This is a genomic window from Williamsia phyllosphaerae (assembly GCF_014635305.1).
GTDB classification, from domain to species: Bacteria; Actinomycetota; Actinomycetes; order Mycobacteriales; family Mycobacteriaceae; genus Williamsia_A; species Williamsia_A phyllosphaerae.
The window spans coordinates 644990-670859 of sequence record NZ_BMCS01000003.1 but is presented as its reverse complement, the minus strand read 5'-3'; the positions used below and the strand labels follow the sequence as shown (position 1 = coordinate 670859).

Sequence of the window (25870 nt, the reverse complement as noted above, 5' to 3'; positions counted from 1 at the left end):
TCCCCCACCGATCCTGCCAATTCTGACATTGCGTTCGCGCGCGCGGAATCGTCGTCACCCGCGACCGAGTTGAAGACGTCGAGCCGACGCCAGCAGACACGGCGACGCTCTCGGAGATCGTCATCGTCGAGGTACCACTCACCGTTGGCCAGCCGCTCTGCCTGTTCTCCCACGTCTCAATAGTGGCAGGGTCCGTCAGCGATGCAACCGTGTCACCACACCGCGATCACCGTCGACGCGCACCCGATCACCGGTCACGAGTGACTGCGTGGCGGTCAGAGTGTTCACGACGCAGGGCAATCCGTACTCGCGGGCCACCACGGCACCGTGGGAGACCGAGCTGCCGATGTCGGTGACGAGCGCCGCGATGACGGTGAAGTAGGGCGTCCACCCGACGTCGGTCACCGGGGTCACCAGGATCTCTCCCCGCTGCAGGTCACGCGCCTCGACGATCGACTTGACCACCCGCACCACGCCTTCCACAGTTCCGCGGCTGGCGGGTCGGCCGACGATCTCGCCGTCGGTGAGACCCTGCTGTGGTCGGGCGATGCGCGGGACCGGTCGGCCGACGGACACGTCGTCGAACTCGAGGGCACTCTGGAACGCCAGTGCCTCCCGACGCTTGACTGCGCGCCGCACCAATTCGGTGATGTCCCCTGTCCCGACGATGCGCTCCAACTCGGCGCGGTCGAAGAAGAACACCAGATCCGCGTCAGGCAGCCGGCCCGCCGCAGCCAGGACCTCGCCGAGGTGTCGGTAGCCCAGCTTCAGCGAATGGGCCATCCGCGCCATCTTCGACTTCGTCTCCTCGCGCCCCCGTGCACCGCCCTGCGCCAACCGAGCGAGAGATCGGATGACGCGTGAGTTGGGTGCCGCGACACCACTCGAGGCCGCTGCGCGAGCAGCGGGATCGAGCACCGATCGCACCATCACCTGCATCATCGCGCCCAGCCCCTCCGGGTCCTCGGCCCAGGACGGGTCGCGCATGCACAGCTCGCGGTAGCCGCGGTGGCCATGTCGAGCCAGGAACTGCCGCAACGCCACTCCGGCGGCGCCCACAGATGCGCGCAGCTGGTCGACCGCTGCATCAGGCTCCTCCGCCGTGAACTGTTCCGCGACAACGTCGTCGGCCGCGATGGTGTGAACGACTGCGTCGAGCTCCGCGAGCATGAGGGCGCTCTCGACGTCGGCTGCGCCGGCCATCAGTCGGGTGGCCTCGGCGCGCCCGTCGTCCTCGCTGCGCCCCTCTTTCAGGGCCTGCCGCATCAGGACGCTCTCCAGGATGTTGGCCGCGACCGCGGCGCGTGACGACGACCGGACATGCGTCAACGTCACATCGCAGTACAGCTGCACACCGGACTCCAACTGCCGCAGCACGACCCGTGGGTCATCGCCGGTCGGGATCTCGAAGCCGTTGATTTGCTCTTCGAGTCGCCGGATCGCCGGGCCGGCCGACAACGCATAGGAGCTGAGTCGAACCGTGTTGATCAGCTTGCGGAAAAACGGCTTCGGCGGCTTGGGTTCGAGCTCGTCGATCATCCGACCGCAGATGGAGATGGAGAACTGCTCCAACGAATTACCGAGAAGACCCGAGCTCAGGCCCGTTCCCTCGGTCATGTTGAGAAACATGTGGCCCTGGAAGTAGCCGACCTGCAGCCACGGCTTCTCGTACCTCGGCTGCGCCCGTGCAACCACCTGCGTCATCTGCATCGCGTAGTCGATGGCAAAACCCGACACCGATGCGGTCAGTGGACAGAACGCCCCCGGCATCATCTCGCCGATGTTGCATCGCGTGTACACATGATCGGCACCGGCCAGGGGTGAATCCATCTCGGCCAGGTCACCGGGAAGCGTGGTGATCGGTCGGGCCTGCAGCCACCACAACGTTCCGTCGCGATCGATCGCCCACTCGAGATCCATGGGCGTGCCCCAATGCCGTGCTGCCCGTAGAGCACCAGCCCGGATGTCGGTGACATCGTCGGTCGAGAGGACCGGAGCGGCACCGACGTCGGCAACCGCGACCCCACCGACGGCGTCGATGACGAGGTGGTCCGACGACGCCGAGCCGTCGACCAGCGCTTCGCCGAGTCCGTCGACGGCATCGATGACCATCAGGTCGCGTCGCCCGGTGGCCGGATCCGCGGTGAACGCCACCCCGGCTGCCCGTGCGTCTACCATGTGTTGGACGACCACATGCATGGTGGCCGGTGGCAACTCGCTGTAGGCCGACGCCCGACGCGAGTGCACTGAGGCTGCGCACGTCCGGACCGCTGCAGCGAAGTCCTCGACCGAGTCGACACCCAGCACGGTGTCGTACTGCCCGGCGAACGACTGGTCGTCGCCGTCCTCCCCGACCGCCGACGATCGCACTGCCACCGGGGTGGTGGTGGCGGCAGCCATGCGGGAGAACCACTCGCGTGCCTCGTCGACGGTGACCTGCTCGGAGGCATCGGCGATCACGAATCCCGCCGGCACGTCGAGGCCGAGGCGCCGCAACTCCGCGAGCCCAGCCGCTTTGCCGCCGAAGGTGTCGTCGGTGATCTGGTCGAACTCGACCGTCGACGCAGTCACGCCGACCCAGCGAGGGCGTCGACGATCTCAGCGAGTGCCTGGGCCTCGATGGGGCCGGTCTGATAGAGGCACACCCGGTCCGACACCCCGTCGACGCGGTCACGCACATGCGCCGCCACCTCAGCCGGCGTCCCGCACGCGGCGATCGTGTGCAAAATGTCGTCGTCGATGAGTGCGGCCATCTCCGTCCAGCGCCCCTGCTTCGACATCGCGTTGAGCTCGGGCTGTAGATCGCCCCAGCCGTGCGCGTCGAGCACCGGCCGATACGCCGGAGTGGACCCGTAGAACGCGAGCAACATGCGGGTCGACGCATGGTCGTCGTCGCGACCGGTGCCGACCGAGACGATGACCTCGGGCACCACCTCGAAGTCGCCCTCACTACGGCCCGCAGCCGTCAGACCCGCGCGCACGGCAGGCATCGTCGTCCCGTGCAGGAATCGCTTGGTCCCGAACGGCATCACCAACAGGCCGTCGGCGACCTCGGCGGTGGCCGCGGTCAGTCGTGGCCCCAGGGCCCCGAGGTAGATCGGTGGCGGCCCGAACGGGTTCGGCCCGGGAACGAAGGTCGGCGTCATGAGGGTGTGGCGGTAGTACTCGCCGCGGAAGTCCAACCGCTCCCCCGTGTTCCACGTCGCGAAGATCGCACGCAGCGCTCCGACCATCTCCTTCATCCGGGCCACCGGCCGGTCGAACTCGGTTCCGTAGCGCTTCTCGATCTGCGCGCGAACCTGCGTTCCGAGTCCCAGGATAAAGCGGCCCTCGCTGAGCAACTGCAGGTCGTTGGCCTGGTGTGCGAGCTGAATCGGGTTGCGGGGGAACGCGATGGCGACGTTCGACATCACGTCGAGTCCCGTCACCGACGACGCCAGCACCAGTGGGGTGAACACGTCGAACGGCCCCTCGAAGGTGAACACGCCCGACGCGCCGGCTTCTTTGAGGACATGCGCACGCTCGACGGCGTCGGTGGGCCCGAACAGCGCGGTCATCACCTTCATGCGCTCGGCGCCTTCTCCCCCACGTCGGTCCAGTCGAAGAACCCCGACGGATGGTGAGGACCGATCACGCCGTGCTCGAACAATCCGGCACCTTCGTGCACCGTCCCGTCTGCCTCGGTGCACACGGCACGTGCCACATGGTCGATGAGGCTGAACGGTGCTCGGGCCATGACATCGGCGTCGGTGAGGTCGAAGGTGATCCGTTCGACGAAGGGACCACCCTTCCAACTACCGTGCGACCAGGAGGAGTCACCGCCGTATCCGGATCCGAAAGCGATGGGCGCGAACAGCTTCGACTCGATGTCGAGCCGGGTTCGATCCCCTGCGCGATTCATGAACTCGACGTGTGCGCCTCTCGGAATGCGAGTTCCGGGCGTGTAGTCGATGTCGGTGCGCACACCGTCGAGTTGTTCGACGCTGCCGTCCCGGCGTCGGCGGGTGCAGTCGTAGAGGCTGCGGTGACCGTCCGGGTCCTCCTGCATGATCAGGAAAAGCTGGAAGTCATCGAACACCAGAGGTAGGTACAGCCACCACATTCCGCGGAACGCCGTGTCCGGTCGTCCCGCGGGTTCCGCCTCGCCGACCGGTCGGATCCCCCACGATCGGTCGCGACTCGCCACACTGGTGTCGTGGGTGACCTCCAACCGCTCCCCGTCGACGTCGATCCAGCCCTCCCAGGAACCGACCTGAGCGAAGCGACTCGCCTGCAACGTGACTCGACGGTCGGTGAGCATCTCGTGCGGCCTCTCCAGAGCCGCGGGAAACAGCCCGCGCCAGGTGAGATCGGCAGAGATCCCCTCCGTCGGCGCCAGGCTCAGATGCATCTCCTGGAGCGGTTCGACGACGTCGAGACGGTATCCGTTGACGTTCTGATGGAGTCGGTCGTCGTCGATGGCGTCACTGAGATGTATCGCGGTCTGCGTGTCGTCGCGGCGGACGACGAAGTAGGCGTCCTTGACGCCCAGGCGGGGGTAATAGCCGATCCCCGTGAGCGCCATGAAGCGGCCGGCCCGGTCGAGCACGTTGAAGTACGACCGGTCGTAGAAGTTTCGATCCGAACCGGCCGGCCACGTCACCGGCACCGGCGCCTGATGGATCGGATACTCGTCGAGCGGGCTCAGGTCCACGAACACTCCCTCAAATACGATGCAGGTCGTATTGCATCTACGATGACGTCATGTCACCAGAAAGCGCCACGGATGGCAATAGGTCCGGTCAGTCGGCGCCGGGTCGGCCTCGCGACAGCAGAATCGACGCAGCAATCGTCGCGGCGACCCGTGAACTGATCCTCGAGACCGGCTATCCCCGACTGTCGTTGTCGGCCATCGCTGCGCGCGCCAACACCACCACGGCTGCGATCTACCGGCGGTGGTCGGGCAAGGCCCAACTCGTCCACGAGGCGGTGCTGTTCGCCGAATCCGTTCCCGCGATCGACCGTCCAGGCGACATGCGCGACGAGATTCGGGCCCTGGTCGAGACGGTCCGGGTGATCTTCGACCGTCCGGAGGTGCGGCTCGCGCTGCCGGGTCTCATCGCCGACACGGTGGCCGATCCCGACCTGCACGCCATGATGATCGGCCGACTGGCCGGGAATCTGACCGTGTTCGAATCCCGCTTCGGTCAGGGACGCCGCGGCGAGGACCAGCTACCCATGCTCGCCGAGGTTGTCGCGGGTACCGCGATCTTTCGCATCCTGATCCGGCGGGACGCCGCTCTCGACAGCACGTGGGTCGACGAGATGACCGAGGTGATCACCGACCGGTGGCCGCAGCAGGACGGTTGAGCGCTGTCGACCTCGAACGCCCGATCAGGCTCGCGCCGCGGTGACCGCCCCGTCGCCCCGATTGTTCTGTGTGGCAGCGGGACCGAGTGCCCACCGAATCGCCGAGGTGATCGCGATCCCACTCCCCCGCACCGCCGTTGCCTCGGTGACGGGTAGGTACGGCAACCGCAGGGGAAGACGGGTCCACCACGGCATCATCGAGACGGCGACCGACGACAGCAGACCGTAGGCCGGGCGCACGGGCAGCGGGATGGGCGGGTTCAACAGGATGAACCGCGCCGTACGCCGCGCGGCGGCCGTGCTCTTGAGTTCGGGTCGATACAGCGCGAGGAGTTCGTCGAGTTCGGCGGTGGTCTCCGGGACGTCGACGGCACCGAGACCACGCGCGACGAACGCGGTCTCGCGGACGTAATCATCGCGGCCGGCAGCGTCGAGGGGACGCGCACCGTAACGATCGTGGGCACGGAGGAAACTGTCGATCTCCGCAACATGAACCCAGCGGATGAGGTGCGGATCGGAGGCGGCGTAAGGCCGTCCGTCCGGTGCGGTACCGGTGATCTGCTTGTGCACGGCCCGAACGATCCGGATGGCCCGGTCCGCGTCCTCGATGGTGCCGAACGTCGTCTCGGCCAGGAACGTACTCGTGCGTTGTAGCCGCCCCCACGGGTCGCCGCGGTAACCCGAGTGCTGGTCGACCGCCGCCATGGCGAGAGGGTGCAGCGACTGCAGCAGGAGTGCGCGCATGCCACCGACGAACATCGACGCGTCGCCGTGCACCCGGTAGATAGCGGAGTCCGGGCCGTAGCGCCGCGGGCCCGTCGACAGGTGGATCCGATCGCGCCGCGCAGGCCCCTCGTCCCCTGCGACGCGCGCGAAGATCATCTCGCCGACGGCCTGTTGGACCGAACTGAACGGGTTCATCCCTCCACTGTGCGCCTCTTCGACGTCAGTGCTGGTCAGTGCGGGTGATGTGGATCCGTCGCGGGCGTATGAGGCTTTGCGGACAGGGTGGTGGGTGGGCGAAGTCCGGCGAATCAGCTGCCTGATCGTAAAGAGCGGCATTACGGTGGCAAAGTGACCAGACGTTGCGTCCCTCACCGTTCACTGCTCACCACACTCGGCGTGATCAGCGCGCTGGGCGTCGGGCTGCTGACCGCCGTCACGCCCGCACAGGCCGCGCCGCCGCTGTCGGTCAGCACGGTGGCCGCCGGCCTCGACAAACCCTGGGACATCGAGATCGCCCCCGACGGCACCCTCATCACCGGTGAGCGCGGTGGTCGGTTCGTCGCGATACGTCCGGGTGGAACAGCGCAGACCGTCCGCGCAGATCAATCGAAACTCTTCGTCACCAACGAGGCCGGTCTGATGGGGCTCGCGGTCGACCGAGGCTTCGCGTCGAACCGCACCCTGTATTCGTGCCAGGCGGAGAAGACCTCGCCCACAGCGTTCGGCACGGGATCGGCCGGGTCGCTGCCGATCCCCTTCCCCAACTCCGGACAGGTCATCAACGTCGTCGCGTGGCGTGTCGCGGACGACTGGTCGTCGTTCACGCGGACACGCACGGTGCTGTCGAACATCCCGGTCAACTCCGGCGGGCGGCACGCCGGGTGCGGCCTGACCGCCGCACCGGACGGCACCCTCTGGGTGGGCACCGGCGACAACGCCGTGCGGTCGTACCCGCAGAGCCGAACGTCGTTGGGCGGCAAGGTCCTGCACATCACCATCGGCGGTGCACCCGCCGGCGGGACGATCCCCGGTACCCCGATCTACTCCCTCGGACACCGCAACGTCCAGGGCGTCACGATCCAGCCCGGGACCGGACGCGTCTATTCCATCGAGCAGGGCACCAGCCGCGACGACGAACTGAACCTCCTGCAGGCAGGCGGCAACTACGGCTACCGCCCCGACCGTGCGCCTCTGATCTACGACGAGTCGGTGCCGATGACCGACCCTGCGCGCGTACCCGGGGCCATCGGAGCAGTCTGGTCGTCAGGGGCGCCGACCATCGCGACACCCGCGCTCGAGTTCCTGCCCAGCAGCGGATGGGGTGCTCTCGGTGGCACGGCGGTCATCTCGGCGCAACAGGGCAAGCGGTTGGTGTTCATCACGCTGACGGAGAACGGCCGCGAGACGGTCAGCACCACCGACGGTCTGCGTGACACCTACGGCCGTCTGCGTGCCCTGAAGGTCGACCGGGACGGCTCGCTCTTGGTGAGCACCGACAACGGCGGCAACGATCGCATCCTGCGGGTCCGCCCGGCGAGCTGACGGCGGGCGGAAAAAGTCAGCAGTCTTTCCCGCTCAGCGGGAAAGACTGCTGACTATATGGCGTAGGGGTGTCAGGCCACCAATCGCCACAGACCGATGATCCCGACCACGACGATCACCCCCCGCAGAGCGGCGGGCGACAGGTTGCGTCCGTACCGGGCGCCGACCACTCCCCCGACCAACGAGCCGACCGCGATGATCCCGGCCGCCGCCCAGTGGATCCGATCGAACGCGACGACGGTGTAGGTCAACGCCGCAACGACATTGACGATGAGGGACAGCAGGTTCTTGGTGGCGTTGAGACGCTGGAGGCTGTCGGTGACGATCACGCCCATGGCCCCCATCAGCAGGATTCCCTGCGCGGCCGTGAAATAACCGCCGTAGATCCCCACCGCGAACGTCGACACGACGAGCAGCGCTAGGCGACTCGGCTGCAGGGCGGTGTCGTGTGCATCGTCGGGCACGCCGGTGGCGCGCGACGCGGTCCATCGCTGGAGGCGGGGCTGGAAGATCACCAGTACGAGGGCCAGGACCAGCAACACGGGGACGATGGTCTCGAAAGCCTTCTCCGGCAGATGCAACAGCAGCCAGCTGCCGATCCCCGCACCGACCAACGACGCCGGGATCTGCCACCGCAGGCGCGGCCACTGTCCGGCCAGTTCGCGACGATAGCCCCACGTACCCGACACCCCGCCGGCCACGAGACCCACGGCGTTGGTCATCGTGGCGGTCACCGGTGGAAAGCCGAACGCGACGAGGGTCGGGAACGTGATGAGCGTGCCGCTGCCGACGACGGCGTTGATGGCCCCGGCCCCGACACCGGCGACGAGGATCGCGATCGCTTCCCAGATCGACACCGGGTCAGGGCGCGGCGATGCGGTCGACGAGCAGATCGACGATGGCGCGCCGTTCGGCCTTGCCGCCAGGATGGGTCAGCAGACCCTCGACAACGAACGCGATGATGTGGCTCGCCGGCTCGGCGTTCTCGGGCGGCAGGTCGCCCCGCGTGAGCGCGTCGGCCACCCCGTGGAAGGTGTCGTGCCACTGATCGATCACCGGTGACGCCGATCGTCGCGAGTGCACGGTGTCGACGAGATTGCGCATCGCGGACAGCTCGTCGACGGCGAACATGATCTTGTCCGCCAACGGACGTTCCGCGATGGGTTCGTACCGCGACATCGCCTCGGCCAGCAGGCCTTCGAGGACCGCGACCAGCAGGTGGTCCTTGTCGGTGAAGTACCAGTAGACGGTGTTCGTGGTCACCCCTGCGTCGGCGGCGATCCTGCTCAGCGAGGTGTCGTCGTAACCGTGGTCGACGAAGAGTCGGCGGGCGGAGGTGACGATCTCGTCCCGCTTCTCCTCCCGCGCTCGCGGACGACGATTGGCAGGCATCCCCCCACCCTAATTGGTCGCCCTTCGCGGTCGCGGTCCCCGCGTGCGACCCGTGGGTGCCCGGGGCCGAGCACCTAGTCTCACGGTGTGGGAGAACTGGTGCTCGCTGCTGTGATCATCGTGTCCTGCGCAGTCGGAGTGCTGTGGGTGCCTCGACTCCGGTCGGGTTCCCGCCGCGGCGGTGGCGTGCTCCGGCATCCCGGAACGTGGCTGGGCGTCGTCGTGGCGGCGATGTTCGTCAACCAGGCCCTGTTCACCGCGTTCGTCGACCAGGTGTGGAACGGCGATCCGTCACCGGTGGCCGTCTATCTTCCGGCCGGCTGGTTCGACATGGCCGATCTCGGTCCGGTGGTCGACGTCCTGCCCGCATGGCCGTGGACCGTACTGCACGTGCAGGCCGCGCTGGAGCTGCCGTTCGTGATGACCGCCTACCTGCTGGTCTGTCGATGGTTCAGTGCAGATGTGTTCGGGCGTGTGGTCGCCGCACGATGGCTGATCTCGGCGTCGTTCACCGCGACGTTCTGCCTCATCGAGTGGGACCTGCACAACCCGTACACCGTGGTCGACATCATCATTCGGGTGGTCGCAGGCGTTGTGACACCGATGTTCCTGCCGGCGTTGTCGGCTGGTCGGGCCGGACCGCCGGCGGTGGTGCCTTTCGCGGTGTCGGCCGCCGCACTGGGCTGCGTCGTCCTGGCGGTGTACGACGTGGCGACGCTGTACAACCTGGGGCACGCCATCTCGTGGCTTCCGCTGATCGCGATTGCTGTGATCGCTCTGCTCGGCGCGCGCCTGTGGGCACGCCGCGAGCTCCCGCCGCGGCCCGTCTCCGCGTCGGCCGCGCGGTCGCTGGGGTGGTTCCTGGTCGTGTTCGCCGTGCCCGCGCTCGCCGTGCGATACGGGGTGAACTTCGGACTCGCGCCGTTGTCGATGGTGTTCGGTGTAGTGCTCGTCGGTGTCGCGTTGTGGCGGGGATGGAACCGACAGCTGTTGCCCCAGTTCGCTGTTGCCGCGATCGCCGGGATGGTGGGCGCGGCGGTCGGAGCAGTGGTGGTGCGCGGTCATCCCGAGGCGGTACTGCTGGCCGCCGCGGCAGGATTCGTCGTGCTCGCCGGCGGTGCGTGCGCGGTGCTGGACCGTCGCGCGGCCGTCCGCCCCTAGCGGAGTTCCTCGTGGTGTGTGTGCCCGTCGAGTCCGGGGAGCCCGTCGATGCTCCGCGCGTTCTTCTGCGCGCGATAGTCGATCATCCCGTCGACCCCCTTCTTCTCCGCGTGCAGCCGGATGAGGTCCCGTTCGTCGACCATCTCCATCACGGGGACGCCCCAGCCGCAGGAGTCGCTGATCCGAGTGACCTCGACGGTCACGACGGCACGAGTACTCGGGTTCGCAGGGTGGCGCGCCACCACCTCGTCGAAGGCGGACTCGCCGGGGAGCGACACCGTTCCACGTCCGTGCAGACGAACGATGCGTGGACGGCCGTCGAACGCCGTGAACATGATGCAGATGCGGCCGTTCTCGCGGAGATGCGCGATGGTCTCCACGCCGCTGCCGGTGTAGTCGACCCACGCGACACGGTGTTCGTCGAGCACCGAGAACGAGTCGTGGCCCCGCGGCGACACATTCACGTGGCCATCATCCGCGAGTGGGGCGGTCGCGACGAACCACATGGGTTGCGCGTCGATCCATGTGCGCAGCGAGCTGTCGATCGAGTCGAAGACCTTGCCCATGGCGCTCACCATAGTTGGGAGCGATCACCGCTTCTCTCGCGGTTCCCCCCTGCGGGGGCATGCATGGTTGGTTACGGTTCGAGGACATCGCACACGTATGAGAGGTGACGACATGGCAATCGGATTCGTCAACGCCGTGATCCTGGACTGCCCGGACACGGTCGCGTTGGCCACGTTCTATCAGCGAGTGCTGGGCGGGCAACTCGACGCCGCCGACCCGTCGTGGGTGAAGCTCGACTGTGGACTCGGCGGAGCCAACCTCGTGTTCCAGCCGTCCCCGGAGCATCGACCTCCGACGTTTCCTGATCCGCACGCAAGCCAGCAGTTCCATCTCGATGTCCAGGTCACCGATTTCGATGCGGCCGAGCGCGAACTTCTCGCGGCCGGGGCGACCGCGGTTCCCGGGCAGGCGTTCGAGGGGTTCCGGGTGTACCTCGACCCCGCGGGGCACCCGTTCTGCCTCGTGAAGAAGTGATCACCCGCGGCCGGTTGCGCCGCCGTGTCGCAGTGTCAGGAAGCGGGCGTGCCCGGGCGTTTCGGTTCGTACCGCATAGCGACCGCACCGGACTCGAGTTCTTCCCGGTCCACCAGCGTGAGGTCCAGCGGCACCGACAGTCCTTCGAAGAGTCGTCGACCGTGTCCGACCACTCGGGGGTGCACGACGAATTCGTACTCGTCGATCAGGCCGAGCTCGGCCAGCGCCATCGGTAGCTGCACGCCGCCGACGTAGATTCCGCGTCCCGATTGCTGCTTGAGCGCCCGGACCGACTCCCCCACGTCGCCCGTGATGAGTTCGGAGTTCCAGTCCACCTGTTCGAGGGTGCGCGACACGACGTACTTCTTTGCCGCGCCGATGGTTCGGGCGAAGGGTTCCGTCCACTCGGGTCTCGATCCGTCGGCCGGTGGTCGCCACGCGGACTCCATCATCTCGTAGGTCACCCGCCCGAACAGCAGCGCGTCGGCGTCGGCGAGGATCTGTGCTGCGTGCCGGTGCAGGGATGCGTCCGGGACCATCTCGCGGTGGTCGCAACACCCATCGAGCGTGACGTTGATGGAGTACCGAAGCGGTTGCATCGCATCAGATTACTCGCGACGAGATCGTCAGCGGCTCGATCGGAGCCACGGATTTCCCGGCCAGACCACCTCGCTCTGCCTCGACACGACACCCCACCCGTGAAACCGTGAGGGGCATGTCTGACACCTCAGCCGATCGGTCCCCTGCACCCACTGGCCGCTTCGTTGGAAAGCGTGTCGTGATCACCGGGGCGACCAGAGGTATCGGCCGAGCCGGGGCAGAACGTCTCGCGGCGGAGGGTGCCGACCTCGTGCTGACCGGGACCGATCCGGGCCGACTCGATGATCTCCGCGCGATGTTCCCGGACGCAGTCGTCGTCGCCAACGATGCGTCGTCGCCCACGACGGGTTCCGACCTCCTCGATGCTGTCGGTCCGAGGGGCATCGACGGACTCTGGCTCAACGCGGGATTCGCCGCGACTGAGCCGCTGGCCGAGGTCGACGCCGAGTCCTTCGATGCGTTGATGGCCACCAACGTCCGCGGACCGTTTCTCCAGTTGGCAGCTCTCGCAGCACGATTGAACACCTCTGCCTCGGTTCTGGTGACGTCGTCGACGTCCGCGTACGAGGCGGGGCCCACGACAGCGGTCTACGCCGCGGGCAAGGCCGCACTGATCGCCGCGGCGCAGACCTGGGCCTCCGAGCTCGCCGACCGCGGTATCCGCGTCAACACCCTGGTCCCCGGTCCGATCGACACCGGCTTCCGTGACTTCATGCACCCCGACACCCGCGCCGGTTTCGAGAGAGCGGTCCTCGGCAACGTTCCGTTGGGGCGTGTCGGTACACCCGGCGAGGCCGCCGCGTTCCTGTTGTCCGAGGACGCGTCGTATGTGACGGCTGCGCAGTACGCCGTCGACGGCGGTCTCACCCATCGCTGACGAAAAATGCAGCGGTGGATGACCGTCCATCTCGGTACTCTCACCGTCATGTCCGCGATTCCCGAGCACTGGATACCGCACCGCCGTGAGGACGGTGAGGTGATCGGCTGGATCGATCTCGAGACCGCGGCACCGGATCTGATCCCGATCGACAGATTGGGACGACCGCGCGTCGCGGTGTCGGAATCGCCTCTCGCGGAGGAGGTCCTGGAGGAGATCGGGCTGCGGTTCCTGCTGAACTGGTTCGACCACCACGGCCGTCGGGTACGCATCCGCCAGATCTCCGACGATGGCGTGGTCGTCACCACGGCGGTGTCGGACGCGATCGGGGATGTCGGTGACGAGTTCACGCTCGATTTCCCTCCCGGCGCGGAACTGACCGAAATCGGCAGTAGCGATCGTTGATTCCAAAATTTGCCGCTGACCAGCGCAGTTCCTGATCTATCGTGTGCTGATCATCGGCTCGACGATCGGACTCGCGATGACGGCAGAGAAGACGGCGGGCATTGTCGGCACGGGCGACGTCGGGCCTGACGGGTCATCCGGCCCGGAACTGAAGCGCTCGCTCGGATCCTTTCAGGTGTTCGCGATCTCCTTCGCTTTCATCTCCGTCGCGGTGGGCATCTTCGCCACCTACGGGCAGGTACTGACCACGGCGGGGCCGGTCGGGATCTGGTTGTGGATCATCGCCGCGATCGGACAAACGCTGGTGGCTCTCGTCGTCGCGCAGTTCGCGGCCCGGATAGCGCTCTCGGGGTCGTCGTACCAGTGGGCGTCACGTCTCGCGAACCCCAAGGTCGGCTGGCTGTTCGGTTGGCTGACGTTCTGGTATCTGGCCACGGCGACCGTCGCGATGGACAACGCCCTGGCCAGTCAGGCCTTCATGCCGCTGGTCGGGATGCAGCCTGACGAGGACATGGCTCGGATCCTCACGGTGGCAATCATTCTCATCCAGGTCGTTCTCGTTATCGCGTCGACCCGACTGCTGGGCGTGGTCACCTCCGCTGCCGTGGGGATCGAGATCGCGATAGTGGCGGTCATCATCATCGCGCTCGCGGCGGTCGTGGTGTTCACCGGCAGCGGTGATGTCGCGAACCTCGGCTCCCGCGGGGTGACGGAGGGCAGCGCCAACTATTACGCCATCGGAGGCGGGTTGATGGCGGGAATGCTCATGGGTCTGACGACCCTCGTGGGATTCGACTCAGCGGCGAATCTCGCCGAGGAGGCCAAGGATCCCTTCCGCAGCGTGCCGCGCGCGATCGTGGCGTCCGTGGTCGCCGCGGGTGTCGCCGGCTTCCTGTTCCTGCTCGCCCTGACCGTCTCGATCAAGGACATCGATGCTGTCAGCGCGAGCGGCTCGCCGGTCGCGGCGATCATCCGCGAGCAGCTCGGGCCCGTTATGGAGCGAATCCTGCTGGCGTGTATCGCGTTCGCCATGTTCGGTGCCGGGATGGTCGTCATGGCCGCCTGTGCCCGCCAGGTGTTCGCCATGGCACGCGACGAGCGGTTCCCGGGACACCGCGTTCTCGCGCGGGTGAACCCGGCGACCCGCACCCCGGTTGCCGCCACCGTCCTCGTGCTCGTCATCGGCGTCGTACTCATGGTCGCGTTGCCCGGCGATGCGCTCTTGCAGCTGATCCTGGGCGGTACGGTTCTGCCCGCCCTCATCTACGGAGCGGCCATCGTCCTGTACCTCGTGGTCCGTCGGCGGCTCGAGAGCAGGGAGGGAGGTTTCAGCCTGGGCCGGTTCGAACTCCCGGTCGCGGTCGTGGCGATGATCTGGGTGGTGGGAGCGATCTTTGTGCTCGTCACCCCCGACGACGCCCGGGTCCCATCGCTCATCGTCGTCGGGCTGATCGCCACCGGCGGTCTGTACTTCGCGAAGATGATGCTGTTCGACCGAGCGGTGTTGGACAGCGAACCCGGCGGTGGGGGCGCGGTGCGTCTCGACCCAGACCCCGACGTCGCCCCCGTCCCCGTGCCCGACATCGACAGGTGAGGCAGTCAGCGCCCGGCCCGCTCCCCCACCGCAACACCGGTGATGAGGTCGATGAGCCCGAACGGCGACGTCTCGCCGAGACATAGCTCCAACGTCTCGTGTGCCTCGACTGCCACCGCCGAGCTACGGGTGAACATCGCCTCCTCGTAGACCGCCAGGGCCGCCTCGACGTCGTCGGGATGATCCGCGATCGCCCGACCCAATTCGGCGCCGTCGAGCATCGCCAGGTTCGCGCCGTCGCCGGACGGCGGCATCAGGTGTGCGGCATCACCGAGCAGGGTGATGCCGGGCGTGCGATCCCAGCGGTGGTCGTTGGGGAGGGTGAAGATCTTGCGCGGTACCGGCGCGGTCTCGCCGTCGGTGATCAGGGCGGTCAGTTCCGGTGCCCACCCGTCGAATTCCGCTGCGACAGTCGCCCTGGCCGCCTCGGCGTCCTCGAAATCGATTGCCGCGACCCAGTCGTCGGACCTGTTGAGCTGGACGTAGGTGTGCAACACGTCGCCGGCCTCACGGTGCACGGAGATCCCCTTGCCCGGCGTGAGGGCGAACATCGCGCCCCCGCCGACGGCTCGCGCAGCGTCGGGGTGTTCGTTGTCGACGTCATGGAGGTAGGTCTCGACGAACACCGTGCCGACATAGGACGGCGTGGCGTCGGAGAGCAGCGGACGGACCCTCGACCACGAACCGTCCGCGCCGACGAGCACGTCGCTGACGGCGGTGGCGCCGTTCGTGAATCCGATCTCGTGTCGCCCGTCCCCGAGCGCGTGGACTGACGTCACCTTGTGTCCCCACCGGACGGTGTTCGCGGGAAGCGATTCGAGCAGTACGCGTCGCAGGTCGCCGCGGAGGACTTCCGGGCGTGCGCCGTCACCCTCGTCGGGCTCGTCGAGCAACACCCCGCCGTCAGGCCGCAGGACGCGGGTTGCCTCGCCGCCCTCGTGGACGATCGCGCGGAACGCAGCGGTCAGCCCCGCCGCCTCGAGAGCGACCTGCCCGTCGTGTTCGTGGATGTCGAGTTGCCCGCCCTGGGTCCGTGCGCCCGTCGATGCGTCGGCCTCGTAGACCGTGGCGGCGATGCCGTGCACGTGCAGGACGCGCGCCAGAACCAGTCCGCCCAGGCCGGCGCCGATGATCGTGACCGATGAGGTCATCCCGTTCTCCCGTCGTGTTGGAACGTTGTTCCAACATATTGGAACGCCGTTCCAAATATGTCAAGATGGTCCGCATGGCACCTGGTCGACGGAACGAGAGACGTGCAGAGGCACTGTCGACGGAGCGCATCGTCGCGGAGGCGGTGCTGATCCTCGATGCCGAGGGCGAGGCCGGCTTGACGTTCCGCACCCTGGCCGCCCGATTGTCGACCGGAGCGGGAGCGATCTATCACCACGTGGCCAACAAGACGGAATTGCTCTCGGCAGCAACCGAACACGTGATCACCGACGTCGTCACCGACACTGCTTCCGACCGGCCCGCCGAAGCGATACGCGAGATCTCGCTGGGGGTGTTCGACGCCATCGACGCACATCCTTGGGTCGGTACCCACCTGTCACGTGAGCCCTGGCAGACCGCGATGCTGCGGATCTGGGAGGCTCTGGGCGGCCGACTCCCCGCCCTGGGGGTGCCCGAGCATCAACGCTTCGACGCCGCGTCAGCGATCGTGAGCTACGTCCTGGGCGTCGCCGGGCAGAACGCGGCCAACGCCCGCCGGGACTTCGGCGACGTGACCGATCGATCCGTCATCCTCGGCGCTGTCGCGGACCGATGGGCCGCGTTGGACGACGACTTCCCCTTCGTCCGGTACCTGTCGACCCGGGTGCGAGATCACGATGATCGTGAGCAGTTCCTGGCCGGTGTCGACATCTTCCTCGCCGGTGTCGCCGCCGCACGGTGAGGGCCAGACCGCCATGTGGTGGGGCGATCGACGTGGTGCGGCGTCCGATTCAGCCGCGTCCGGCGTCACCCAGACGCGCGGACTGCCGGGTCAGGTGCTCGCGTTCGGACAGATTCGTCGCCTCGTGGGCTGCCTGCGCGTAGAGCGCCGCGGCGTTGCGGAGATCTCCGGCCTTCTCGCACAGGTGGGCCTCGGCGGCCGAGCGCCGCGGGACCGACGGATCGATCGCCGCCAACGCCGCCAACCCGGCGGCGGCACCGTGGGCCTCACCGACCGCCACCGCGCGGTTCAAAGCGACGATCGGGCTGTCCGTGAGGAGGTACAACTCGTCGTACCACTCCACGATCTGTACCCAGTCGGTCTCCTCGGCAGACTGCGCGTCGGCGTGTAGTGCGGCGATCGCCGCCTGTGCCTGGAACTCACCGAGTCGATCCCGGGCGAGCGCGGTGCGAAGCAGTCCGATTCCGTCGATGATCAGATCGGTGTCCCACAGCGATCGGTCCTGCTCACCCAACGGGACCAGGCTGCCGTCGGGACGGGCCCGGGCCGGCCGTCGCGCGTGATGCAGCAACATCAACGCCAGCAGTCCCGCGGTCTCTTCGTCGTCCGTCGTCGACGCCAGTTGTCGGGTCAGCCGGATCGCCTCCGCCGCGAGATCGACATCGCCCGTGTATCCCTCGTTGAACACCAGGTAGAGGACGCGACGCACCGTCGCCGGATCACCGACGTCGGTGAAGCGCACCCCGGACACGGTCCGCTTGGCCCGGCTGATCCGCTGCGCCATGGTGGCCTCGGGAACCAGGTACGCCTCGGCGATCTGGCGCGTGGTCAACCCACCGACCGCCCGCAACGTCAACGCGACCGCCGATGTCGGCGTCAGCAACGGGTGTGCGCACAGGAACAACAGGTGCAGGGTGTCGTCCGCTGCCTCCGTGGGGCCAGGGGCCGGCTGCGCCTCCGCCCGCCCCTCCCTCTCACGACGGGCCACCTCCGATCGGTGTGCGTCGACGAACCTCCGCCAGGCCACCGTGATCAGCCAGGCCTTCGGGTCATCGGGTCTGTCGTGCGGCCAGGTCAGTGCCGCCTGGACGTGCGCCTCCTGCACGGCGTCCTCGGCCGTCGCGAAATCCGCTCCGCGACGCACGAGGACGCCGATCACCGCAGGCGTCAGCTCCCGGAGGAGCGCCTCGTCGATCATCGAGCCGATCCGCGTCGCGACATCACTCGTCGACCGTGGTCGGTACCCCCATGAACGGGCGCAGCTCGAGCCATTCGTGGATCGGCTCCCCGCCTGCACCGGGGGCGGCCGACAGCTCGCCCGCCAGGGCCAGGGCACGGTCGTAGCTGTCGACGTCGATGACCATCCAGCCGGCGATGAGGTCCTTGGTCTCGGCGAACGGCCCGTCGGTCACCGGCGGCCGTCCCGGACCGTCCGACCGGACGAACGTGCCCTGCGCGGACAGCGCCTGACTGTCGACGAACTCCCCGGTGCCCTCCAGGCGTTCGGCGAAGTCGTTCATGTACTGGATGTGGGCGTCTATTTCGGCCGGCGTCCACTGGTCCATCGGAACGCCGTTCGGTGCCTCGGGGGCTCCGCGGTAGTGCTTCAGCAGCAGGTACTTGGCCATGATGATTCCTCCTTGTCGGTGCCGCCCCGGTGGCTGCATCCGCACCTGGGACGGAGCCGGGGACGTGGTCTCGACATCCCATCGGCCCCTTTGTCCAAATTTTCTCAAATCGGTCCGCGCAGGGGTGTCGTCTGACCGAACTCACGATCCGCAGGAACCTCACAGGTCCGCAGGCGCCTCGCCGGACGCCTGTTGAGACCGGGAGCTGCTAGCGTTCCACAGGCCCGGGTGCTGCGGATATGCGGCAAAACCGACTTCCGGTGACGATTGTGGCCGACCGTGGATGCGCGCGTCGGTGGGAACGGAGCGTGGACGAGTTGGACATCCCGACACGGGAGACGAAGTCCTCCCCGGCACCGACCATCATCGGTGACACCAAGGCAGACGACACGCCTGCGGTCGTCACCACCGTCGACTCCTCGAAGGTCGGGCGCGACAAACACCTCTATCAACTCGATCTGGTCCGCCTGATCACCTTCGGTGCGGTCATCCTCGACCACGTCGTCATGGGCGCGTCGAACCCCGCCAACGCCGTCGCCGGTGGCGTCGAACTGACGGTGCGCTACTCGCGATACGGCTTCTTCTTCCTCACCGGATTCGTCCTCGGCTATCAGTACCGCAACCGCGACCTCAAACCCATCGAGTTCTGGCGACGCCGGTTCAAACTCATCGGCATCCCGTACGTGACGTGGACGATCTTCTACTGGATCTATTCGCGCTACCGCGGGGGCGGTTCCGATTCGCTCCGGGACACCGTCAACAGCGCCGACCACATCGTGCTCTCACTCAAGAGCCTCGCGTACGACCTCGTCACCGGCAATGCCTGGTATCACCTGTACTTCCTGTTCGTGAGCATGCAGATCTACCTGGTGTTCCCACTCGTGCTCATGGTCCTCAAGAAGACCTGGGGGTATCACCGCTACCTGCTGGCGATCAGCTTCGCCGCGCACATGACGTTGTTGTACTTCATGGTCCGACCGCAGAGCGGGTTCATCCTGGAGGGACCCCAGGGTGTCGTCTGGACACATCTGATCATCACGATCCTGCCGTACCAGTTCTTCGTCCTCGCCGGCATCGTCGCAGCACTGCATTTCGAGAAGGCCCACGCCTTCACCGTGCGGTGGCGCAAGGTCATCTTCTCCATCGGACTCATCGTTCTGGCCGCAACGCTCGTCTACTTCGCACACAAGGTCGACGTCGGCGAGGAGATGTTCCGCGCGACCAACGTCTTCATGCCGCACAACGCCTTCGCCTACGTCGCGACCATCGCGATGCTGTACGGCCTGGGGTCGATGTGGAAGGAGCGGCGTCGGCCCGGTTCGCGAGCGGACACCTTCCTCCGGACCGCGGCGGACCGGTCGTTCGGGATCTATCTGGCGCACGCGCTGGCGCTGAACGAACTACAGCCCACCATCGACGACCACCGGGCCGACCCGACCTGGCTCGTTGCGCTGATCGGCTACCTGGCAACCGTTGCGCTGACCGTGTTCATCGTCGAGGTGCTGCGGCGCAGCCCGATCAGTCTCATGACCACCGGCCGCAACATGGTCTCGTGGAGGGACCAGACCCCCGTGCGCTCGATCGTGGTCGGCGTCGTCGCCATCGCAGTCGGGGTGATCGTCCGCGGCGGCTTCGGTCTCCTCGTCGGCGACATCATCTCGTTCACCGGTGCGCTCCTCATCGCGAGCGCAGCGCTCGTGTTCTGGCGTCAGCGCTCGGCGGTCGAGTCCGCCGAGTCGACTGAATCCGTCCGTGTATGACCGGATCGGGCTACACCTTCACCCCGTCGGACGACTGCCGGTTGCAGCTGCACACCGGCGTCACCGGCAAAGCCTCCAAGATGGGGCACCGACTCACCATCGCCGTGACCAGGTGGCGTGCGGAGGTCGAGTGGTCCGGTGACCGTCCGGCCGGTGTCGAACTGAGCGCCGAGGTCGACTCGATCGACGTCGTCGGCGGGGAGGGCGGCGTCACCCCGCTGCTCGGACCGGAGAAGGCGATCGCGCGCTCCAACGCCCTCAAGACCTTCGACGCAGACCGATTCCCGCACATCGGTTTCCGAACCCATGCGGTGGACGAGACCGATGACGGCTACCGACTGAGCGGGACCCTGGAGATCCACGGTGTCAGCCGTGAGCACACCGTTGATCTCATCGTCGAGGATCTCGGTGGTTCCTGGGGCCTGTCGGCCGAGACCGTGGTGCGCCAGAGCGACTTCGGGATCAAGCCCTACTCGCAGTTGATGGGCGCCATGAAGGTCGTCGACGACGTCACCGTCGGTTTCGCGGCCCAGCGCCCCAAGCGGGACTGACGACGGGGCCACCGACAACCGGTGGTGACAGCACGCGAACTGTGGACACCTGCACGGGCGGGACGCGATTCACGAGGACATCGCCTGTCCCCGGCGGGACCTGACCGTAGCGTCCCCGGGCATGGACCACATCCTCTCGGCCGACCTCGATTCGCTGCGATCACTTGCCGAGAAGCAGCGCCGCTCGGCGACAACGCTTCGCGACATCGATCTGCAATCCGTTCTGCGCGAGGCCCATCGGGCCCTGGCCGGGTCGCAGACGGCAGTGCTGTGCGGTCGTGCGGGTACGGCGGTGGAGTCGGCGATCGCGGTGGTCGCCGCACGGGTCGAGTCCCTCGCCGAGACCAACCGGCGAGCCGCCGACATCCTGGGGGCCGTCGACGCCGATCATTCGTCACTCATCCGTGCCCTGACCGACGCCGCCTGAGGGGTCTCGCCGTGACGACACCGACACCGACCCTGCCGCAGGTCTGTCAATGGGCCGAGGGCAGCGGGTCGCTGTCGGTCGCGGCTGTCGGGATTGATCGCGCCGTCGACGATTTCGATCACGAGATGAACGTCCTCGCCAGGGATGTCGAAGCAGTTCGCGAGTGGTGGCGCGGCGACTCGGCCGACGCGTCGGCGATGGCGACGGCCTCGGAGCGCCGGTTCGGGAACCGACTCGGTATCGCGATCCTCGACATCGCCGACGGCATCAACCGGCTCGGGCCGGCATTCACCCGGGCGTGCCAATCCGCCCGCGACACCGCGGAATCGATCCGGTCGCTCGGATATCTCATCGGTGACGACGGTGTGGTCCATCCGCCGCCCGTCCCAGGCGGGAGCATCCCGGCCGACGCAAGTGTCACCGCCGACGCGTCCCGGTCGACGTCGGAGCACCAGCGCCGTTTGACGTCGGTGCTCGCAGAGGTCGGTGTCGCCGACGCCGACCTTGCAGCCCACCTGAAGGGAGCGATCGAGACGCTGGCGGAGGCGTCGATGCGAGCGACCCATCCGGTCGCCATCCGTCCCGAGGTGCGTCGTATCGTCGATCGACGATCCGCGCTCCCCCGTGATCCGTTCGAACTCAACCGGTTCTGGGACACGCTCAGCGCCGTGGAGAAGGCCGAACTGTGGAACTCCGATCGGTCCATCGGCAACCGTGACGGGATACCGGCCGCCGACCGCGATCACTTCAACCGACGCCATCTGGTCGAGTTGCAGCGCGAGGAGAGCAGAAAGGTCGCCCGATACCTCCGGGCGCATCCGCACATCGTCGACGGACAGATCCCTCGCTCCCCGGGGCCCGGCGGCTACGTCACCGAGACAAGACGTCGGCGGGAGTATGGCGACGTCATCCGAATGCAGCTCGCGCTGAACGGGATAGAAGAGACGCTCGAGGACCCGACCGTGTCGACTCCCCGACTGCTGCTGCACCTCGACGGACGCGGTCGGGTGGCCATCGGTGTCAACAACCCCGACACCGCGCGCAACGTGGCCACCTTCGTCCCGGGTACGGGTTCCGGCGCGGGCAACGTGCGGGGAGGATTAGATCGAGCAGCGGCGATGGTGACCGCGGCCGAGCGGGCTGATCCGACGACCGCGACGTCGGTGATCGCCTGGTACGCCTACGACGCCCCCACCGGCCTCGCGTCGGCAGCGGGACCTGCATCGGCGGCGCACGCGGCGGGTCCACTCGAGACGTTCGCGTCCGGGCTCCGCGCCACTCACGAAGGCGACGAGCCCTCCCACAACACGGTGATCGGACACAGCTACGGCACGGTGGTCGTCGGCGAGGCGGCCTCGCAGGGGCGTGCTCTCGACGCCGACGACCTGGTCTTCGTCGGCAGCCCCGGCGTCGGCGGCCCGGATTCCCCGGCGGAGCTGAGGCTCACCGGCATCGCACCCGAGGACATGGACGACCACGTCTACGCGACGACCGCGGCGCGCGATCCCATCGGCATCACCGAGGGCATCCACGGTAGGAGTCCGGCCGACACCGATTTCGGGGGCCGTGTCTTCGCCTCCGATCCCGGTTCATCCCTCTCGGGCTCGGCGCACAGTGAGTACTGGGACATCGACTCCGACGGGCGGATGAACCGGTCGTTGACCGGGATGGGGATGATCATCGTCGATCGCGGTGATGGTCTGCGCTGATCGGCGATCCGATGTATCCGCTGGTGAGAGAACCGGTTCGGACAAGTCCCAGGCTCGCAGTGATCGGACTGAGAACTGTCACAACGCTGATCGCGGTGGCCGCATCTGCCCTGCGCGATACCATCCAGGGGTCTCATCAGTGATGCGCGGGCACGATCACCGTCGGATGTTCGTCTTGTCGTGCGACACAGCGCATTTCACGAAGCTCTGCCTCGTGCGATCCGAAGGAACCGTCACGCAATGATCAATTTCGGCCTCATCGACGAATGGGCTCCCAGCGCAGGTCACGTCACCACCTGGTCGGCGTCCGCCGCCTCGACCGCCACGGCAAGCAAGGCCCCCGTGCACCCGGCTCCCCCGTCGCACCAGCAGGAGGAGTATCTCCGCGCGGCACGGCGCAACGAGGACGCGGGGTTCCGGTTCTCGCGTCTGTGCCTGATCTCGTTCGACCTGGAGGGGCCCCTCGACGTCGATGCCATGACCCGCACGATCAACGAGTTCGTCGGTAGGCACGACACCTTCCTCAGTTGGTTCTCGGTGGAACCGGACGAGCGGATCGCCCGCCATGTCGTCGACGCCGACGTCGTGGACTTCACCCCGACCCGGTACGGACACTTCGGCGACAGCGGATCCATCCGGGACCATGTCCAGGCCAAGACGCCGGGACCGTTCCACTGGGACTGCCTGACCTTCGGGACCATCGAGCGCGAAGGGAACTTCACGGTCTACTTCGCCGTCGACCATCTGAATTCCGACGGGATCTCACAGGCCCTGGCGTGCGTCGATCTGATCGCTCTGTACGGCTCACACGTGAGCGGCAACCCGCACGGGCTTCAGCAGGCGGGCAGCTACGTCGACTACTGCCGACGGGAGCGGGCGGGTACGGAGGCATTGACCGTCGACGACCCCCAGGTCAGCCAGTGGATCGAACTGCTCGCGCAGAACGGCGGACGCCTGCCGACCTTTCCCCTGGATCTCGGGGTGGACAGCGAGGGATACACGCGCAGCGCCCTGCGCACGGTGCGGATCATGGACGAGGAATCCGCACAGCGGATCGAGGACGTCTGTCGGGGTCTGGGTGCCGGATTCAACTCGGCGGTCCTGGCCGTCGCCGGCCTGGCGGCCCACGAGTTCACCGGCTCGGACTCGTACTTCGGTATGACGCCGAAGAGCACCAGGACCTCCCCCGCGGAGTTCAACGCGGTGGGGTGGTTCACCAACCTCATCCCGGTACCCGTCGACATCACCGACGACTCGACGTTCACCAGCGTGGTCGCCGACACGCAGTCGTCCTACGAACGCGGCAAGGCGCTCTCGGAGGTGTCACTGCATCGGATCGTCGAACTGATCCCGGCCGATTCGCCGGTGCAGGTCGGGAAGGGGTGGGTCGTCCCGATGGTGAGTTACATCGACGTCCGCAAGCTGCCCGGTGCCCAGATGTTCGATCACATCAACGGCGGCGTGTTCGGCAACCGCGGCAGCTCCGAAGAAGTGTTCCTGTGGATCAATCGCTTCCCCGAGTACACGGTGATGACCCTCATGTATCCCGGCACGGTGGAGGCCGACGAGTCGATCGGTCGCTACGTCGACAAGATCCTGCAGATCTTCTCCTCCGTCGCCGCCACCGGCGACTACGCGCCCGGCGGCGAGGCCGACACCGTCCCTGCCTCGGTGGAGGATCGCACCACCCTGGTCGGGTCGTAGAAGGCGCGCGTCGCTCGCAGACGTGGGAGGTTGGCCCCGAAGTAGCGACTCGGCTCATCTCCTGGCTCGACGTAGTTGACGTACGCGCCGGCCGAGGCCGGTCGCACCGCCTCGTGCGCGTCGGCGATCCATGAGGTCGCGGACTCATAGGACCCACCCGGAGCGACGTCGACGAACCACTGCACGATTGCGAGGTGACGACGCCACGGGAACGCCGAGGCGCCCGGTCGGACCGATCCCACGGCGCCGTCGATGGGGTCGATGATCACCGAACCAGCTGCGCCCGAAGCTGATCGGGACCGCACAACCGCGACAATCGCACGCGCTGTGGCAGCGGGGATGGTGGCCACGACGTCAGAACCCGCGGTGAACCCGTGGCGGGGCGTCGTCGGGCTGCCGCCGGCCAGTCGCAGCAACACCCCGTCGGCGTCCAGGGTCTCCGCCGCGGTGGAGATCGGCGTGACACCGACCGCGGCGGCGAACCGCGCCGCGAGGTCGGGGCCTGCCCCCGTCGGGGCGGCGATCAGAACGCCACATCGGAGACCACCGGCACGATCGGACTCGACGTTCACGCCCACCCAGGCCGTGGGCTCCACCGTGGGCAGCCATGACGCCCACGCGGCGATGACATCGGCCGTTTCCTCCTCGGCGAACCCGAGCAGAACGAGATCCTTCCCGGTCGCCGCGTGGGTACGGAAGGTCATCGAGGTGACCAGCCCGACCGACCCGCCTCCGCCACCGCGCAACGCCCACAGCAGGTCCGCGTGACGTTGCCGCGACACCGACACGATCCGGCCATCGGGGAGGACGACGGTGGCGGCGACGAGCCGGTCGCAGGTCACACCGTGTTCGCGGGTGTCGACACCGATTCCGCCGCCCAGTGTCAGGCCGCCGATCCCCACCGTCGGGCACGTGCCCACCGGCAGTGCCCGCCCGGACCGGTGCAGGAACGTCTGCAGATCGAACAGTGTCGTGGCCGGGGTCACGGAGACCGTCTGCGTGGTCTCGTCGTAGGCGATGGGCGACGACAACGATCGCATGTCGATGACGAGTGCACCGTCGGCCGCCGACGCGCCGATGTAGGAGTGTCCGCCGCCGCGAGCCGAGACCGGTATCCGCCGTCGGGACGCGAAGGACACTGCGCGGGCGACCTCACCGGTCGTGCGCGGTCGCACGACGGCGGCGGGGACGGTCGAGTCGTATCGGGTGTTGAAGACGGCGGTGGCCTCGGAGAATCGTGCCCCGTCGGACGCGGTGACGACCGAGTCCTGTCGGGTGCGTAGTGCTGCCCAGTCGGGGCCGGCCGGGGCTGCGTTCGCCGGCGTGATCGCCGCGGTCGCGCCCGCCGCGGCGCCGGCACCGACGGCGTACCGCAGAAAGGTCCGCCGCGGCAGCCGAACACCGTCCGTCCCGAGGTCGTCTCCCACCCTGATGCCTCCTCACCCACACGAACTCGCCTGATTATCGCCGCAGTGGGGTCCCCGCGCATCGAGAGCGATGATCCGGCGGCCAC

The 25870-nt window shown here is 67.5% G+C and carries 25 protein-coding genes; 13 read left to right on the top strand and 12 right to left on the bottom strand.

The annotated features are described in order from the left end of the window. Nucleotides 1–195: 195 nt before the first annotated feature. The 3 genes from IEV93_RS21680 to IEV93_RS21670 are packed head-to-tail and all read right to left on the bottom strand — an operon-like array spanning nt 196 to nt 4693. Entirely contained in the window at nt 196–2571 is a 2376-nt protein-coding gene (locus tag IEV93_RS21680; RefSeq protein ID WP_188492893.1) for a PEP/pyruvate-binding domain-containing protein, read from the bottom strand. Continuing rightward, entirely contained in the window at nt 2568–3566 is a 999-nt protein-coding gene (locus tag IEV93_RS21675) for a TIGR03617 family F420-dependent LLM class oxidoreductase (RefSeq protein WP_188492891.1), read from the bottom strand. The genes IEV93_RS21680 and IEV93_RS21675 overlap by 4 nt, the downstream gene beginning before the upstream one ends. Beyond that, the gene (locus IEV93_RS21670) at nt 3563–4693 is read right to left on the bottom strand and encodes an Rv3169 family protein (RefSeq protein WP_188492888.1); all 1131 of its coding nucleotides are present in this window, start codon (nt 4691–4693) and stop codon (nt 3563–3565) included. The genes IEV93_RS21675 and IEV93_RS21670 overlap by 4 nt, the downstream gene beginning before the upstream one ends. 50 nt (nt 4694–4743) lie before the next feature. Between IEV93_RS21670 and IEV93_RS21665 the strand changes: the two genes are divergently transcribed. Further along, entirely contained in the window at nt 4744–5349 is a 606-nt protein-coding gene (locus tag IEV93_RS21665) for a TetR family transcriptional regulator (RefSeq protein ID WP_188492886.1), read from the top strand. Nucleotides 5350–5373: 24 nt separating this feature from the next. Here IEV93_RS21665 and IEV93_RS21660 read toward each other — a convergent pair whose 3' ends face one another. Then, the gene (locus tag IEV93_RS21660) at nt 5374–6270 is read right to left on the bottom strand and encodes an oxygenase MpaB family protein (protein WP_188492884.1); all 897 of its coding nucleotides are present in this window, start codon (nt 6268–6270) and stop codon (nt 5374–5376) included. Between the two features lie 153 nt (nt 6271–6423). Here IEV93_RS21660 and IEV93_RS21655 point away from each other — a divergent pair, with 153 nt between their 5' ends. Beyond that, nucleotides 6424–7617 carry a PQQ-dependent sugar dehydrogenase gene (locus IEV93_RS21655; RefSeq protein ID WP_188492882.1) on the top strand — a complete coding sequence of 398 codons (1194 nt, stop codon included), beginning with the start codon at nt 6424–6426 and terminating at the stop codon, nt 7615–7617. Nucleotides 7618–7688: 71 nt separating this feature from the next. Here the strand turns inward: IEV93_RS21655 and IEV93_RS21650 are convergent, their stop codons facing one another. Continuing rightward, nucleotides 7689–8474 carry a sulfite exporter TauE/SafE family protein gene (locus IEV93_RS21650; protein ID WP_188492880.1) on the bottom strand — a complete coding sequence of 262 codons (786 nt, stop codon included), beginning with the start codon at nt 8472–8474 and terminating at the stop codon, nt 7689–7691. 4 nt (nt 8475–8478) lie between these two features. Continuing rightward, entirely contained in the window at nt 8479–9009 is a 531-nt protein-coding gene (locus IEV93_RS21645) for a TetR/AcrR family transcriptional regulator (protein ID WP_188492878.1), read from the bottom strand. Between the two features lie 87 nt (nt 9010–9096). Here IEV93_RS21645 and IEV93_RS21640 point away from each other — a divergent pair, with 87 nt between their 5' ends. Next, nucleotides 9097–10170 carry a hypothetical protein gene (locus tag IEV93_RS21640; RefSeq protein ID WP_188492876.1) on the top strand — a complete coding sequence of 358 codons (1074 nt, stop codon included), beginning with the start codon at nt 9097–9099 and terminating at the stop codon, nt 10168–10170. Here IEV93_RS21640 and IEV93_RS21635 read toward each other — a convergent pair. Further along, nucleotides 10167–10736: a pyridoxamine 5'-phosphate oxidase family protein gene (locus IEV93_RS21635; RefSeq protein WP_188492874.1), complete on the bottom strand. Its 570-nt coding sequence runs from the start codon at nt 10734–10736 to the stop codon at nt 10167–10169. The genes IEV93_RS21640 and IEV93_RS21635 overlap by 4 nt on opposite strands. A gap of 112 nt (nt 10737–10848) precedes the next feature. Here IEV93_RS21635 and IEV93_RS21630 point away from each other — a divergent pair, with 112 nt between their 5' ends. Next, on the top strand, nt 10849–11211 hold the full coding sequence (locus IEV93_RS21630; RefSeq protein ID WP_188492872.1) for a VOC family protein: 363 nt from the start codon (nt 10849–10851) through the stop codon (nt 11209–11211). A gap of 35 nt (nt 11212–11246) precedes the next feature. Here the strand turns inward: IEV93_RS21630 and IEV93_RS21625 are convergent, their stop codons facing one another. Further along, on the bottom strand, nt 11247–11810 hold the full coding sequence (locus IEV93_RS21625; protein ID WP_188492870.1) for a dihydrofolate reductase family protein: 564 nt from the start codon (nt 11808–11810) through the stop codon (nt 11247–11249). Nucleotides 11811–11926: 116 nt separating this feature from the next. Between IEV93_RS21625 and IEV93_RS21620 the strand changes: the two genes are divergently transcribed. From IEV93_RS21620 to IEV93_RS21610, 3 genes are all read left to right on the top strand, one after another. Beyond that, nucleotides 11927–12688, top strand: a complete 762-nt coding sequence (locus IEV93_RS21620; protein ID WP_188492868.1) for an SDR family NAD(P)-dependent oxidoreductase — start codon at nt 11927–11929, stop codon at nt 12686–12688. A 48-nt stretch (nt 12689–12736) separates the two neighbouring features. Beyond that, a complete protein-coding gene (locus tag IEV93_RS21615) occupies nt 12737–13093 on the top strand; it encodes a hypothetical protein (RefSeq protein ID WP_188492866.1) in 357 nt (118 codons plus the stop codon). Between the two features lie 76 nt (nt 13094–13169). Next, nucleotides 13170–14687, top strand: coding sequence for an APC family permease (locus tag IEV93_RS21610; RefSeq protein ID WP_188492864.1), 1518 nt, complete (start codon nt 13170–13172; stop codon nt 14685–14687). 5 nt (nt 14688–14692) lie between these two features. Here the strand turns inward: IEV93_RS21610 and IEV93_RS21605 are convergent, their stop codons facing one another. Then, nucleotides 14693–15838 carry an FAD-dependent oxidoreductase gene (locus tag IEV93_RS21605; protein ID WP_188492861.1) on the bottom strand — a complete coding sequence of 382 codons (1146 nt, stop codon included), beginning with the start codon at nt 15836–15838 and terminating at the stop codon, nt 14693–14695. Nucleotides 15839–15912: 74 nt separating this feature from the next. On the opposite strand from IEV93_RS21605, the gene IEV93_RS21600 reads away from it, so the two are divergent. Further along, entirely contained in the window at nt 15913–16578 is a 666-nt protein-coding gene (locus IEV93_RS21600) for a TetR/AcrR family transcriptional regulator (RefSeq protein ID WP_229705386.1), read from the top strand. 49 nt (nt 16579–16627) lie between these two features. Here the strand turns inward: IEV93_RS21600 and IEV93_RS21595 are convergent, their stop codons facing one another. Next, a complete protein-coding gene (locus tag IEV93_RS21595) occupies nt 16628–17773 on the bottom strand; it encodes an RNA polymerase sigma factor (protein WP_188493317.1) in 1146 nt (381 codons plus the stop codon). Between the two features lie 25 nt (nt 17774–17798). Continuing rightward, a complete protein-coding gene (locus tag IEV93_RS21590) occupies nt 17799–18206 on the bottom strand; it encodes a YciI family protein (protein WP_188492857.1) in 408 nt (135 codons plus the stop codon). A gap of 308 nt (nt 18207–18514) precedes the next feature. On the opposite strand from IEV93_RS21590, the gene IEV93_RS21585 reads away from it, so the two are divergent. The 5 genes from IEV93_RS21585 to IEV93_RS21565 all read left to right on the top strand — a co-directional run bounded on the left by IEV93_RS21585 (nt 18515) and on the right by IEV93_RS21565 (nt 24357). Beyond that, on the top strand, nt 18515–19966 hold the full coding sequence (locus tag IEV93_RS21585) for an acyltransferase (RefSeq protein ID WP_229705385.1): 1452 nt from the start codon (nt 18515–18517) through the stop codon (nt 19964–19966). Beyond that, on the top strand, nt 19963–20517 hold the full coding sequence (locus IEV93_RS21580) for a YceI family protein (protein WP_188492853.1): 555 nt from the start codon (nt 19963–19965) through the stop codon (nt 20515–20517). Before IEV93_RS21585 ends, IEV93_RS21580 begins: the two co-directional genes overlap by 4 nt. 121 nt (nt 20518–20638) lie before the next feature. Further along, the gene (locus IEV93_RS21575; protein ID WP_188492851.1) at nt 20639–20944 is read left to right on the top strand and encodes a hypothetical protein; all 306 of its coding nucleotides are present in this window, start codon (nt 20639–20641) and stop codon (nt 20942–20944) included. An 11-nt stretch (nt 20945–20955) separates the two neighbouring features. Further along, nucleotides 20956–22653, top strand: a complete 1698-nt coding sequence (locus IEV93_RS21570) for an alpha/beta hydrolase (protein ID WP_188492849.1) — start codon at nt 20956–20958, stop codon at nt 22651–22653. Nucleotides 22654–22893: 240 nt separating this feature from the next. Then, on the top strand, nt 22894–24357 hold the full coding sequence (locus IEV93_RS21565) for a condensation domain-containing protein (protein WP_188492847.1): 1464 nt from the start codon (nt 22894–22896) through the stop codon (nt 24355–24357). Here IEV93_RS21565 and IEV93_RS21560 read toward each other — a convergent pair. Continuing rightward, on the bottom strand, nt 24285–25784 hold the full coding sequence (locus tag IEV93_RS21560) for an FAD-binding oxidoreductase (protein WP_188492845.1): 1500 nt from the start codon (nt 25782–25784) through the stop codon (nt 24285–24287). The two genes, IEV93_RS21565 and IEV93_RS21560, sit on opposite strands and share 73 nt — an antisense overlap. Nucleotides 25785–25870 lie beyond the last annotated feature (86 nt).